Annotated in this window: 10 protein-coding genes; 6 read left to right on the top strand and 4 right to left on the bottom strand. The window is 37.0% G+C overall.

Annotation, left to right across the window (positions count from 1 at the left end):
* Nucleotides 1–238 precede the first annotated feature (238 nt).
* The 3 genes from ACFSQJ_RS02515 to ACFSQJ_RS02505 form a co-directional block, all read right to left on the bottom strand.
* A complete protein-coding gene (locus tag ACFSQJ_RS02515; protein ID WP_377765275.1) occupies nt 239–2,113 on the bottom strand; it encodes a tetratricopeptide repeat protein in 1,875 nt (624 codons plus the stop codon).
* 168 nt (nt 2,114–2,281) lie between these two features.
* Nucleotides 2,282–4,003 (bottom strand): hypothetical protein, encoded by a 1,722-nt coding sequence (locus ACFSQJ_RS02510; protein ID WP_377765273.1) that lies wholly within the window; start codon nt 4,001–4,003, stop codon nt 2,282–2,284.
* Nucleotides 4,004–4,239: 236 nt separating this feature from the next.
* Nucleotides 4,240–6,108, bottom strand: a complete 1,869-nt coding sequence (locus ACFSQJ_RS02505; RefSeq protein ID WP_377765272.1) for a tetratricopeptide repeat protein — start codon at nt 6,106–6,108, stop codon at nt 4,240–4,242.
* A gap of 158 nt (nt 6,109–6,266) precedes the next feature.
* Between ACFSQJ_RS02505 and guaA the strand changes: the two genes are divergently transcribed.
* From guaA to ACFSQJ_RS02485, 4 genes are read left to right on the top strand one after another with little or no spacing between them, the layout of a single operon-like run.
* Nucleotides 6,267–7,799 (top strand): glutamine-hydrolyzing GMP synthase, encoded by a 1,533-nt coding sequence (gene guaA / locus ACFSQJ_RS02500; protein ID WP_377765270.1) that lies wholly within the window; start codon nt 6,267–6,269, stop codon nt 7,797–7,799.
* Nucleotides 7,799–9,928, top strand: a complete 2,130-nt coding sequence (locus ACFSQJ_RS02495) for a LysM peptidoglycan-binding domain-containing protein (RefSeq protein ID WP_377765269.1) — start codon at nt 7,799–7,801, stop codon at nt 9,926–9,928. Before guaA ends, ACFSQJ_RS02495 begins: the two co-directional genes overlap by 1 nt.
* Entirely contained in the window at nt 9,928–10,335 is a 408-nt protein-coding gene (locus tag ACFSQJ_RS02490; RefSeq protein ID WP_377765267.1) for an OsmC family protein, read from the top strand. Before ACFSQJ_RS02495 ends, ACFSQJ_RS02490 begins: the two co-directional genes overlap by 1 nt.
* Nucleotides 10,320–10,856: a DUF922 domain-containing protein gene (locus ACFSQJ_RS02485; protein WP_377765265.1), complete on the top strand. Its 537-nt coding sequence runs from the start codon at nt 10,320–10,322 to the stop codon at nt 10,854–10,856. The genes ACFSQJ_RS02490 and ACFSQJ_RS02485 overlap by 16 nt, the downstream gene beginning before the upstream one ends.
* Here the strand turns inward: ACFSQJ_RS02485 and ACFSQJ_RS02480 are convergent.
* Nucleotides 10,853–11,716, bottom strand: coding sequence for a hydroxypyruvate isomerase family protein (locus ACFSQJ_RS02480; RefSeq protein WP_377765264.1), 864 nt, complete (start codon nt 11,714–11,716; stop codon nt 10,853–10,855). The genes ACFSQJ_RS02485 and ACFSQJ_RS02480 overlap by 4 nt on opposite strands.
* A 44-nt stretch (nt 11,717–11,760) precedes the next feature.
* Between ACFSQJ_RS02480 and ACFSQJ_RS02475 the strand changes: the two genes are divergently transcribed.
* Nucleotides 11,761–11,997: a DUF3820 family protein gene (locus tag ACFSQJ_RS02475; RefSeq protein ID WP_377765262.1), complete on the top strand. Its 237-nt coding sequence runs from the start codon at nt 11,761–11,763 to the stop codon at nt 11,995–11,997.
* Between the two features lie 55 nt (nt 11,998–12,052).
* Nucleotides 12,053–13,690, top strand: a complete 1,638-nt coding sequence (locus ACFSQJ_RS02470) for a CTP synthase (RefSeq protein WP_377765261.1) — start codon at nt 12,053–12,055, stop codon at nt 13,688–13,690.
* Nucleotides 13,691–13,721: the final 31 nt, after the last annotated feature.

The following is a 13,721-nucleotide window of genomic DNA, read 5'->3' as shown; positions in this document are numbered from 1 at the left end:
AAAAATGAACTGTTTTTGCGTGGCCTACCCGGTCGCGTTCTGCAGCACTGGGCCGAGCAAGTCACCACAAAAAGGTTGTTGCCATAAGACAACACCACAAACTTATTGTGCTTGCCAAGGGATAAAAAAAAACAAGGGGTGACAAAGGGGTTACAACAAAACAAAGAGGGGTGACAAAAGGGTGACAACTAAAAAACACCCTATTTTCAGGGCGTTTCAAGAGCTTTTAAATAAGGTATTAAATAGCTATAATCGTTGTTTCCAAAGAATCTTCAGGTGCCAACTGCATCTTTTTGCGCAGTCTATTGCGTGCTTTTTTCACACCTACCGCCGAAATATTCAAAATGTTAGCGATTTCTTTAGACGAAAGGTTCATCTTAATCAATGCCATTAATCTAAGTTCATTTTTGGTGATATCAGGATATTTTAAAACTACCTCTTTTTCAAAGTCTTTATGTACCGCTTCAAAATAACGGGTAAAATTTGCCCAAACCTTATCATCTTGTTGATCAAAAGTGATGGTCTTAATCAGTTCTTGGTATGATTTACCGTTATCATCGGTTTGTTTGAGCTCAGATGCTTTTTGCTTTAGGCCCTCTAAGAGTTCGTTCTTTTTGGCAAGATGTAGGGCATGGGTGGTCAATTCTTTCTTTTTGAAGTCAAGTTCAACCTCGACTTTTTCACGTTCCAGTTTGTTGCGTTTGATTCTTTGACGAAAACCGTAAAAACCGGAACCAAAAACTAAAACGGATAATACCAGACCAGAAGCTAAAAACCATTTTTGTAATGCGCTCACTTTTTCTTTTTCTTGTAGCAGTGCAATTTCTATGTTCTGTTGGGCAATTTGCTGCTCTTTTTTTTCAGTATCGAAAATGGCGCGCATTTCTTCTATTTGTTGAGACTTACTTTCGTTATAAATACTATCCTTTAAGACCAAATACTGTTGTAGGTCTTCATAAGCAAGCTTGTAGTTACCTAGACGTGCATACGAAGTTGAGCGCTCTTGATATCCTAAGTTTTTAAAGGCTTTATTGCCGATGCTATCAGCTAAGGGAATCACCTGGTCAAAATAGGTTATCGCCCGCTTTTCATCGCCCATAGCGCTATAGGTGACCCCTAGGCCATTCAAGTTTTCCACAATTTTGTTTTTACTGCCGATTTCCTTGACAATGCGAAGGCTTTTTTTTCCAAAGTCCAAAGCTTTGGAGTAGCGTCCCATTTTTGTATTGGTAATGCCCAAATTGGCCAAAACAGTAGCCTCCAAGTTAACGTTGCCTAGTTCTTGCGCCAGTTTTAGCCCCTTCAGCAAATAGTTTTCCGCACTTTCAAAATCATCAGTATTGTAATAGGCCATTCCAATATCATTATTGGCCACCGCCTGATAAAAGGTATCGTTATATTCTTGGTAAATGCCCAGGGCCTTTTGGTTATAGGCAATAGACTGTTCAAAATTTTCATTTGTAAGTTCTATGGCCGCCAAGTTATTATACGAGTCCGCAAGCATTACCCTTTGGTCAAGGTTTTCTAAAATTTTTACTTGTTCAAGTATTTGCTTTAGGGCGATGCGGTAGTTTCCTTTTTGTATCTGAATAGATCCGTTGATTCCATAAGCTCTTGCTAAAGCCACTGAATCATTTAGTTTGGTCTTCAACAAGGTGATAACAGTATCATTTATTTTTAGGGCGGCATCAAAATCACCACGGTCAAATTCAAAAATGGCCATTCCGCTTTTGACCAAAATATGGCCTTTTAAAGAGGGTATTGTCTTGTACAGAGCTTCTGCCTTATTGTAATAGGCCAAGGTAGAATCTTCTTGTGAGGCGTTGCTATGATAAACCCCAATATCATAATAACTTCTGGCAATCCCTTTTTTATAATCGAGTTCTTGAGCCAAGTGAAGTGCTTTTTCGGCATATTTCAATGCTTGTTTAGGCTGGTTGTATAAATAGGATTGAAATAGGCTTTGAAGCGTTTTTACCTTGCTGGTGTCATTGGGTTGGGTTTTGTATACGTGTAGCAAACTATCCAGTTTGGTATTGTCTTGCCCAAATATGCATTGTGAACAAAAAATGAAACAGATTACAACAATATGGGAATGGAAGCTTTTTTTCATCTAACTTGGTTTGGCATGGGGAATATCACTAAAGTACTAGATTATTTTAATTGTCGTTAAAAATGGCTCTTTAACTTCAAGAAAGTGACCTTTTTCTAAATCTAAATTTAGCAACAATAAAAAACAGGCCCGAAGGCCTGTTTTGAATAACTAACTCAAATTGAATTTTTATCCTCCACAATTAGGCTCTACATTATCTGCCGATGTACGGGTATCAATTAGACGGTCTATGGTATTGGTACCTCTAATCGTAACTTCAATAAAGTCAGCCCCTATTTCGGTGACTACTCCAGAAAAACTATTAAAGTTGAATTGGGTAAGGATTTCCTCGCCGCTTAAAGGACTACCATCTTCTTGGAAATCTCCTTTAACTCTAAATCGTTGCACAAAAGGGACCTTAATGTTTCTGTAGGTTTGGTAAAGGTCGGAAACCTGTGTAGCTCGCTGAGGCGGAACGGTAATACTACGCTCTGTTGAAACCGTAACACTACGGCTATTTTCCAGTCCTCCAGATCTTGTATTTGTTTCGGTTTCGGTCTTGGAAAATTCATAGCCTCCGGTTACTTCTATCCCTACAGTTGCCTTATTACCAAAAAAATTGCCTTCTACTTCTGCACTTATGGTTGCCGATATCGAATAAGTATCGGTGGTACTTACGGAAAAGGTATCTTCCCAAGCGGTAAAAGTTGTTGAGGTCAAGGTTTCTGCTTGACCCACCGTTTGTACTAGTTCTCCACTACTGCAATTACGTAATGTACTATTAAAAGCGGCGTCTGTATTTGCGGGGGGTAAAATAGGTTGCGTAAAACGGGTCTCTAATTCTTGTATATCCCAATCGATATCAAAAGTAACAATCCTAAAAAAAGCTGGACCATCATTACTTTTTGAGCCAAATCGAATGTTTGCTGCAACAGGATCCCCAGATGCTAAAAAAGGCCCAATACTACCTTCATCTAAGAGAGAAGTTATTGTGTATAGGCCTAATCCTGCTTTTTCAATTCTATATTGATAGTTCAATAAATCTGCTGTGTTGGTATTACTACCGTTTCGTCTTCTATTTGCACGGGTCTGGATATTTAGTGTTCCTGTGGAAGATCCTGAATTGACATAGGCATATAACCTATCTTCTTCTCCATCCCTTACACCAAAGGAGAAGACATTTGGTTTTCCAGGAATTTCTTCAAAAAAATAGGCGGTAGAGGTATCATTTGCATAGTTTATAGCATCGGTTTCGCGGAATCCAATAGTTCTAGAAAGATTACTACCATCGGTGAATGCCCTATTGTCCAGCCCTCCTACAATTTCAGTTCCATCAGCTTTATAAGTCTGAATATAATAGGGAATATCACTTCTAAACTTCACTACATCTGTAAGGTCTTCCAAACCCTCTCCTGGCATTACTAATTCATCTGGACTATCGGTAAAGGAAGTTTTGGTAAAATTTAAAACTTCTAGAACAGCTTTTGAGGCATCTTTAACCGTAACTACCAACTCAACACCATCTCTAAGTTCAGCTTCTTGTTCTTCCGTAAGGTCGTCAATTTCTAAACGCAGTGCAGCTATATTTGTAAATTCGTCTATTGGGACATCAATTTGACTAAAATTTCCTGTTGATGCTTCCACTAGAATATCTGCAAATGCAGTATTATAGCCTTTTTTGGTAATTTCACGTGCGTTGACCATTAGACCTAGCTCACCATTATCCTTTTCTACACTTTCCAAATCAATACCCGGACCAGTTTCAATGTTACCATCTCCTGAACCTCCTCCATCGATAATTTCATCAACAGGCGGAGCTACTGTATCCTTACTGCAGCTTGTAATTGTTAAAACCAAGGCGGTTAAAAAAATACTTAAAATTCGTTGTACACTTTTAAAAATTGTTTTCATCACTTTTTGTTTTGTGGTTAAACTTTAGATTTTGTTTTGTGTGACCTACTCGGTTTAGATCTGCAGTACCGTACCGAGCAAGACCACAAAACGGTTGTCAATGTCTTAATTGTTTTTCATCGACAGCACAAACCTAAAGTGTAGTTTAGCCTATAAAAAAAATGAAAGGGGTACAAAGGGGGTACAGCCTATAAGGTCAATATTTATAGGTGTTTCAAGAAGATGTTTAAATAGGATTAAATTGCTAAAACGGTATTTTCAAGTGAAATTTCTGGTGTCAGCGCCATTTTTTTACGGAGTCTTTGCCGTGCTTTTTTGATTCCGTCTGGTGAAATATTCAAGATAGTAGCAATCTCTTTTGAAGACATATTCATTTTTAGCAAGGCCATAAAACGGAGTTCATTTTTAGTGACATCTGGATATTTATTTTTAACGTTTTTAGCAAAATCTTTATGTACCTGTTCAAAGTACTGGGTAAAGCTTTCCCAGTTTTTATCATCTTGCTGGTCAAAGTTAATGGTCTTAATCAGTTCTTGATAGCCTTTAGTATCACCTTGCAATTTTAAGTCTTTGGCCTTTAGTTTTACGTTTTCCAGCACCTCGTTTTTTTTGGCCAGATGTAGGGCGTGAGTAGTGAGTTCTTTCTTTTTAAAATCCAATTCGGCTTCTACCTTATCTTTTTCGAGTTGATTGCGCTTTGTTTTTTGGCGAAAGCCATAAAAACCAAAGCCAAGTGCTAGTATTGAAAGTGACATACCACCACCAAGCAGCCAGCGTTGCTGGTGGCTGATTTTAGCTTCTTGCTCTAAAACCGTAATCTCTTTTTCTTGAAATGCTATTTGTTGTTCTTTCTTTTCGGTTTCGTAGATGGTGCGTAATTCTTCTATTTGCCTAGATTTATTTGTGTTAAAAATGGAATCATTTAGAATCTGAAATTCTTTTTGATCGGCAAATGCTTTATTAAACTCACCTAATTTTTCATAAACCAAAGCTCTACTTTCATATCCGGTTTTTAATTCATTTATACTTCCAATAGAATCAGATATTTTAATGGCATAGGTGTAGTTCTCAATTGCCTGTTTATAGTTATTTTTTGCATTGTAAGCATCTCCTATTATGGTATAGATGTTTGATTGATTGGATTTTGAATTTTCATTTAGTTTTAGACTTTTATTTAAATAATCTAACGCTTGTTCGGGATTGCCATTTTCAACCAATACCATACCAATATTGGCATACGAGATTGCAATAAAATTATCACGTTCCATCTCTACAGAGAACTCCAAAGCTTTTTTAAAGTGCTCTAGGCTCTTGTCATATTCTTTCATTTTAAATAAGGAAAGTCCAATTTCAGTATTTGTGATACATTCGTAAGTGGTATTTTTTTCAGCAATAAAAATTTCTAACGCCTCGTTTAAATAATCTACGGAAGTATCATAATTTTCTCTTAAGCCCTCTATTCGACCAATACCTATTAAAACATCGCCTTTCTGTTTTTGATTATTCCCTTCTAAAGTATCTAAAACCTTTAAGGAGAAAAGAAATTCTCTGAGTGCTAATTCATAGTTACCCTTTTCCATATAAACAGTTGCCTTATCTCTTTTTGCCCAAAATAATTCTATACCATCACCAATTTCCATAGCCATTTCTATAGCTTCATCATACATTTCTAATGCCTTATCATAATTTCCTTCGAGTTGCTCAACCTTGATTAAACTATTTTTCATAGAAAGTAGCTCTCCTTTATCACCTAATTTTTCCCATAGTTTACATGATTTTTCATAGTAATATCTGGCAGAGTCAAGTACATAAGTACTATTATATATAATGCCTAAATTGCCTAAAGCTTTTGCCTTACCTCTTTCGCTATTCAATTTTTCAGCTAGTTTTAATTGAATTTTCACATAGCGTTTGGCTTCACTAATTTTACCATTACGGAGCTGTTGTATAAATATTTTATGAAGCGTTGTGAGTTTATCAATATTGTCAGCTTGTGTTTCATAAGACTGAATTAAACTATCAAGTTTTTGATTTTCTTGCCCCCAAGAGTAGAAGGAAATACAAAGAAAAAAGAGTCCAAATAAGGTGAGGTTTTTGGTTTTCATAAAAGTTTGGTTTGGTGGGGGAATATTTTTAAAGATACAATTATTCCTTTGTTAAGTGCTAAGAGTCATATTTATTGATATAGTTAAGGTGTTAAAAACCTCTTGTAAATATCTAGAAAGAAGACTTCTTTAAATTTTCGATTTTCCTATTTTTGCCCATGCAAAACAAAGTCCTAATTCTAGACTTCGGTTCTCAGTATACTCAACTCATTGGTAGACGTGTTCGAGAGCTGAATATTTTCTCTGAAATTAAACCTTTTAATAACCCCCCAGAAGACCTCTCTGAGTATAAAGCGGTGATACTTTCGGGTTCTCCATTTTCTGTTAGAGCTGATGATGCACCGCATCCAGATTTGTCGGAAATTCGAGGAAAGAAACCTTTATTAGGTGTTTGTTATGGAGCTCAATATTTGGCTCATTTTAATGGTGGGAACGTCGAAAAGTCAAATACTAGGGAGTACGGTAGAGCCAACCTCTCCCATGTAGAAACAGATAATCCTTTTTTAGCAAAGGTCAATACCGGAAGCCAAGTGTGGATGAGTCATGCGGATACCATTAAACAACTTCCTGAGAATACCCAGCTTTTAGCAAGTACGCATGATGTAGAGAATGCGGCATTTAAATTTGATGGGGAAGAAACCTATGGTATTCAATTCCACCCTGAAGTATATCATTCGACAGACGGAAAACAGTTGTTAGAGAACTTTTTAGTCAACATCGCGGGAATAGAACAAACTTGGACACCCGATGCTTTTGTAGAGACAACGGTAGCTGAACTTAAAGAAAAACTTGGAGATGATAAAGTGATTTTAGGCTTATCTGGAGGCGTCGATTCTTCGGTTGCCGCAGTTTTGCTTCATAAAGCTATTGGCCCCAATTTGCATTGTATTTTTGTGAACAATGGCTTGTTGCGTAAAAATGAGTTTAGCGGAGTATTAAAACAGTACGAAGGAATGGGGCTCAATGTAAAAGGCGTAGATGCTTCGGCACGCTTTTTGGATGAATTGGCAGGGGAGAGCGATCCCGAGAAAAAACGTAAGATTATCGGTCGTGTTTTTGTTGAGGTATTCGATGATGAATCTAAATTGGTTGATGGTGCTACATGGTTGGCACAGGGGACTATTTATCCTGATGTGATTGAATCGGTTTCAGCAACGGGAGGACCTTCAGCCACCATAAAAAGTCATCATAATGTTGGTGGATTGCCCGATTATATGAAACTGAAAGTAGTAGAGCCTTTGAAAATGTTGTTTAAAGATGAAGTGCGAAGGGTAGGAGCCAGTATGGGATTAGATAAAGAACTTTTAGGAAGGCATCCCTTCCCAGGACCTGGATTGGCAATTCGAATTTTGGGTGACATTACTCCAGAAAAGGTGTCTATTTTACAAGAGGTAGATGCTATTTTTATTGATGGTTTAAAAAGTAATGGCCTTTATGATAGCGTTTGGCAGGCAGGTGCTATGCTTTTACCCGTAAATAGTGTGGGCGTAATGGGTGATGAACGTACTTATGAAAAATGTGTAGCTTTAAGAGCTGTTGAAAGTACAGATGGAATGACGGCAGACTGGGTTAATTTACCCTATGAATTTTTGCAAAAAACGTCAAATGACATCATTAATAAAGTCCCTGGAGTAAATCGTGTCGTATATGATATTAGTTCAAAACCTCCAGCGACTATAGAATGGGAATAATGAAAAGATTAGTTTTTAAGATAGTTTGTGTATTCGCCGTAGTATTTTTTTTCAGTAACAAGGTTGCTGCACAACAAAAATACACTACACATCAGGTAAAGAAGGGAGAGACTTTAACCAGTATTGCAAAGCAATACCGTGTAACACCCTATTCTATACTTCAACTAAATAAAGAGCTAAAAAACTCAGAAGATATTAAACCAAATACGGTTTTGGTTATACAAGTAGCTGGAAAACCTGTTGTTGAAAAGGAAAAACCAAAAGAAAAAGTAGCTATAGAACAAGAAGTTCCTATTAGTTATAAAAAGCATAAGGTTAAAAAGCGCGAAACCATGTTTGGCCTTACCCAGCTATACGGTGTTAGCGAAGAACAAATAAAAAAGTATAACCCCACATTATATGCTGAACAACTTAAAAAGGGAATGGTATTGCAGATACCGCAATATCCCGAAGTTGAAGAAGAAAAAGAATTAGAGGTTGAAATTTATACCGTAAAAGCAAAAGAAACACGATGGAGTATTGCCAACAAATACGGTATTACGGTGGATAGCTTGCTGGTTTTAAACCCAGAATTGCCCAAAAACACTGCTTATTTAGCTGAAGGGCAAGAATTGAAACTGCCTAGACCAAAAGGAGATGGTCTCAGTGAGCAAGAAGTAGTGCTGTTTGAGTCTTATACCGTGCCAAAATCTATAGGGATATTTAGAATAAGTCAGAATTACGGTATTCCCATTGATTCTGTTATAAAACTTAATCCAGAAATTAATGAAGTAGGAGGTCTAAAAGAAGGTATGGTATTGCGTTTGCCAAAAAGAAAACCTATTACCGAAACCGTAAATACAGATAATTATATTTTTTATGAGGTAAAGCCAAAGCAAAATATTTTTAGGTTAACTCAAAACTTACAAATTTCTCGTGATTCTCTTTTTGCACTTAACCCAGAATTGGAGAATGGATTAAGGGCCGGTATGGTTCTTAAATTACCAAAAGTAAAAGCAAAACAGCTAGCAGTTAAAAATGCTTTAGTACTAGATAAAATAAACTTAATAGATAGTATTAATATTGAAAATAGGCCAAGTCTTCTTTTTTTACTACCATTTAGGTTAGATAGAGTAGATTTTAATGATAAGAAGAAGACTGAAGCTCAAGTAAAAGGTAGAAGAGATATGAGTGCTGCTTTGGGTCTTTACACCGGGGCTATGGTTGCCTTAGATTCTGTAAAAAAGATGGGGCTTTCTGTAGATGTAAAAGTTTTAGATACTGAATTAAGTTATGAAAAGACGAAAAGTTTATTACTGCAACAGTCTTTAATTAATGTAGATGCCATAGTTGGTCCAATAAGTCCAAATTTAATAGCGGAAGTTGCTGTCCAAGCATCTAATTATAATATACCGGTAATTGCACCATATGCTTCTAACAACCAAATGAGTTTAAGCAATGTTTTTTACTCTATGCCTAATGATGAGAATCTTAGAGTTAGCATTTTAGATTATGTTGCAAAGAAAATAGATAAAGAAAAAATTCTGGTAATTGCAGATGATAAGCACCAAGCTGTAAAAGATTCTATTCTTGCCAAATTTCCAACCGCACGTGTTGCTAAAATGGCTAAAGATGGGTCCTTGCATTTAGAGGATTTTTTATTGATGTTATCTGAAAATCAAGAGTATTGGGTTTTTGTAGAAACAAAAAAACAGAATCTTGTAGCCAGTATAAGCTCCATTTTAAATGCAGCAAATTCAGAAGAAAACTATACGGTGCGTATGTTTACTACTAATTACAATAGTGCTTTTGAAGGAGACGAAGTTTCTTTGCCACATCTATCAAATTTAAAATTTACATACCCATCTGCCAACAGAGAAATTAATGGAGATTATTTTACCGATGCTTATACCAAAAAGTATGGTAATGAGCCTGATCGCTATGCCACTCGTGGTTTCGATTTAACCCTAGACTTGCTATTAAAGCTAGCATATAAAAAGAATTTGGAGGCTACTTCACAGTTGATTGGTTTAACCGAGTATAGTGGTAATAAATTCAATTATTACAACAAATGGACAAAAGGTTACTTTAATAATGCATCTTATTTGATGCAATATGACCAACTTCAAGTAAAACAAATCGAAGAATAATGACGTCTAAAGTTACTTATACTGGTGAATTGCGAACAACGTGCCACCATTTGCGTTCTGGTAATGAATTTATTACCGATGCACCGGTCGACAATAATGGTTTGGGGGAAGCATTTTCCCCAACGGATACGGTCGCTACAGGTTTGGCAAGTTGTATGCTTACCGTTATGGGGATAAAAGCCAGAGACCTATCGGTCGATTTAAAAGGAGTGACTGCTGCCGTTACCAAACATATGGCTTCAGAGCCCAGAAGAATAGCGAAAATTGAAGTGCATATAGAACTTCCTTCGGCTGTTTCTGATAAACATAGAACTATACTAGAGCGCACGGCAAATACCTGCCCAGTGCATCACAGTTTGCATCCAGATATTGAAAAAGAAATTACCTTCAATTGGACAAAGGCCTGATAATAACATATATTTTTCTAGTTTTTGGGATAAGTTGTTTTTCTCAAGACTTAGAGGAGTCTTATGTCTGGAATGCCAATAAAAGACTTACCTGGAAAGATTTCAAGGGAGAGGTGCCTCCTGATGCTGCACCGGCCGCTACAACTGCAAGTGGTATCAGCTATAAGTATTCTGCTAATTTGTTACATCATGAAGTAAAACTTGATTTTGAGGTCAATGCATTTTTTTACCCCAATGAATCATGGTATAAGCCTTCGGTTTGTAACGATTTAATCTTGAGTCACGAACAGCTTCATTTTGATATTTCAGAATTGTTTGCAAGAAAAATGCGGAAACGGTTAAATGAAACTTCATTTTCTGATAATGTGAAAGCTGAGGTTCGAGCGATCTATAAAGAGACCCTAAAAGAACTTTCAGATTTTCAAGACCGTTATGATTGGGAAACCAGCTTTTCAAGAAATAGAGAACAGCAACTTCGTTGGAATGAGCAGATAGCGCTGGCCTTGGCTAAAGCAGATTAAACGTCACAGCGCGAAAAAGCATCTTTTAAAGCGGCTATTTTATCATCCCAGGTCACGATAAATTCTTGCGCTACATACCCCTTAAATCCGGTATCCAAGATGGCTTTCATAATGGCAGGGTAGTATAGTTCTTGGGTTTCATCAATTTCATTTCGCCCTGGTACCCCGGCAGTATGGTAATGCCCAAAGTAGTGATGATAATTCTGAATGCTTCTGATAATATCACCTTCTTGAATTTGCATGTGATAAATGTCATAAAGCAACTTAAAGTTTTCGCTGCCAAGATGTTTGCAAAGTTCTATTCCCCAAAGTGAGTTGTCGCACATATAATCTGGGTGGTTCACCTGATTAAAAAGTTCCATTTGAATTACAACGCCATGTTCTTCGGCCAAAGGAATAATTTTTGAAAGTCCATCTACACAATTCTGCAGACCTACATAGTCGTTCATACCTCGTCTATTGCCGCTAAAACAAATTAGGTTGGTATAACCTGCCTCCGCCACTTGAGGTATAATTTCAGTATACTGCTTAATTAATTGTTCATGATATTTTGGGTCGTTCCATCCTTCTGTCAAACTGATTTCTGCACCATTGCACATTGAACAATGAATATCATATTTTTTAAGTAGCGGCCAGTCTTTTGGGCCAATAAGGTCTATAGCTTTAATACCTAATGTATTCAACTCTTTTAAAAAATCCTCTAGGGGAATATCCCCAAAGCACCATTGACAAACACTATGGTTTATATTGTTCTTGAGTTCAAAATCTTTTTTTACGGTATTTGTTTGTGCTAAACCAGATGTGGTGACCATACCTGCTGCACCTATTGCTGAGGCAGCTACAAAATCTCTTCTTCTCATTAGTGGCTTTTCTAAAATGAAAGATAGTATTTTTAGCGAAATAAATGGAAATTAAACCAGACAAACAAGAACTGCTAAAGTTGGTGCATTACAAAATGCCCTTTGGTAAATACAAGGATAGGTATTTGGTCGATTTGCCTATTCCCTACCTAGTATGGTTTAAACAGAAAGGCTTTCCTGAAGGAAAATTAGGTGACTACCTCCAAACCATTTTAGATATTAAATCGAACGGTTTAGAACCCATGATTAGAAAGCTACGAAAAGAATTCCCGAAGGATTAGCCTAAATATCTGCCTATAATATGTACCTTTATGCCCCGTAAAAGCAGATACAATCATGTCACAAACCAAGTACATTTTTGTTACGGGAGGCGTAACATCTTCATTAGGTAAAGGTATTATCGCCGCTTCTTTGGCTAAATTACTACAGGCCAGAGGTTATAAAACAACCATTCAAAAATTAGACCCGTACATTAATGTTGATCCAGGTACATTAAACCCTTACGAGCATGGCGAATGCTATGTAACCGACGATGGCGCGGAAACAGATTTAGACCTTGGGCATTATGAGCGTTTTTTAAATGTAAAAACCTCTCAGGCCAATAATGTTACCACGGGTAGAATTTATCAGAGTGTCATAGAAAAAGAGCGTAGAGGAGAGTTTTTGGGTAAAACCGTTCAAGTGGTGCCCCATATTACCAATGAAATTAAAGAACGCATTCAAATTCTTGGTAATAGTGGTGAGTATGATATTGTAATTACTGAAATTGGAGGTACTGTCGGTGATATTGAATCTTTACCTTATATAGAGGCGGTTCGCCAACTTCTTTGGGAATTAGGTGATAACAATGGTATTGTCATACACCTCACTTTGGTACCTTTTTTATCTGCAGCGGGGGAGTTAAAGACCAAACCTACACAACACTCGGTAAAAACCCTGATGGAAAGTGGAATAAAGGCCGATATTTTGGTCTGTCGTACCGAGCATGAAATATCAGATGATATTAAGAACAAGTTGGCACTTTTCTGTAATGTGAAAAAGGAAGCTGTAGTTCAGTCTATTGATGCATCAACCATATACGATGTGCCTATTCTTATGCAAGAGGAAGGTTTAGATACCGTAGCGCTTCAAAAGTTGGCTTTGCCCGATAATTCAGAGACCGATTTAGATAATTGGAAGCAGTTTCTGCACAAACATAAAAATCCAAAAAGTGAAGTTACCATTGGTTTAATAGGTAAATACGTTGAACTGCAAGATTCTTATAAATCCATTTTAGAATCATTTATTCATGCAGGTGCAGCAAATGAGGTTAAGGTAAATGTACGGTCCATACATTCAGAACATATCACCGTAAAAGACTTGAATAAAAAGATGATGGGCCTTAATGGTATTTTGGTGGCTCCTGGTTTTGGTGAAAGAGGTATAGAAGGTAAGATTCTTGCAGTGCAGTATGCTAGGGAAAATAACATTCCCTTTTTAGGTATTTGTTTGGGTATGCAAATGGCGGTCATTGAGTATGCAAGAAATGTTTTGGGTTATACCGATGCGAATTCGACCGAAATGGATGAGCAAACGCCACATCCGGTAATTAACTTAATGGAAGAGCAAAAGACCGTGACCAGCAAAGGAGGTACGATGCGTTTAGGTGCATGGGACTGCAATTTGAAAAACGGTACACTTGCTAAAGAGATATATAACGGCAAAGCAGAAATTTCAGAACGTCATAGACACCGCTTTGAATTTAATAACAAATACAAAGAAGAATTAGAAGATGCAGGGCTTATTGCTTCGGGCATAAATTCAAAAACCAATTTGGTAGAAATAGTAGAGATACCTTCGCACCCTTGGTTTGTAGGGGTGCAATATCACCCAGAATATAAAAGTACTGTTGCCGACCCGCATCCACTGTTTATCGGATTTGTGAAGGCGGTCTTACAACAGAAACTGCAACAAACTAATGCCAGTTTGGCATAAAAACCACATTTGGATATATATTTGCCAACCT

This window comes from Croceitalea marina, from assembly GCF_042684265.1.
Lineage (GTDB): Bacteria > Bacteroidota > Bacteroidia > Flavobacteriales > Flavobacteriaceae > Croceitalea > Croceitalea marina.
This window is presented reverse-complemented; position numbering and strand designations above follow the sequence as displayed.

Bases quoted from the DNA above. Each gene is read 5' to 3' on its own strand.
- ACFSQJ_RS02515 (WP_377765275.1), bottom strand. From the start codon at position 2,113: ATGAAAAAAAGCTTCCATTCCCATATTGTTGTAATCTGTTTCATTTTT.
- ACFSQJ_RS02510 (WP_377765273.1), bottom strand. From the start codon at position 4,003: ATGAAAACAATTTTTAAAAGTGTACAACGAATTTTAAGTATTTTTTTA.
- ACFSQJ_RS02505 (WP_377765272.1), bottom strand. From the start codon at position 6,108: ATGAAAACCAAAAACCTCACCTTATTTGGACTCTTTTTTCTTTGTATT.
- guaA (WP_377765270.1), top strand. From the start codon at position 6,267: ATGCAAAACAAAGTCCTAATTCTAGACTTCGGTTCTCAGTATACTCAA.
- ACFSQJ_RS02495 (WP_377765269.1), top strand. From the start codon at position 7,799: ATGAAAAGATTAGTTTTTAAGATAGTTTGTGTATTCGCCGTAGTATTT.
- ACFSQJ_RS02490 (WP_377765267.1), top strand. From the start codon at position 9,928: ATGACGTCTAAAGTTACTTATACTGGTGAATTGCGAACAACGTGCCAC.
- ACFSQJ_RS02480 (WP_377765264.1), bottom strand. From the start codon at position 11,716: ATGAGAAGAAGAGATTTTGTAGCTGCCTCAGCAATAGGTGCAGCAGGT.
- ACFSQJ_RS02475 (WP_377765262.1), top strand. From the start codon at position 11,761: ATGGAAATTAAACCAGACAAACAAGAACTGCTAAAGTTGGTGCATTAC.
- ACFSQJ_RS02470 (WP_377765261.1), top strand. From the start codon at position 12,053: ATGTCACAAACCAAGTACATTTTTGTTACGGGAGGCGTAACATCTTCA.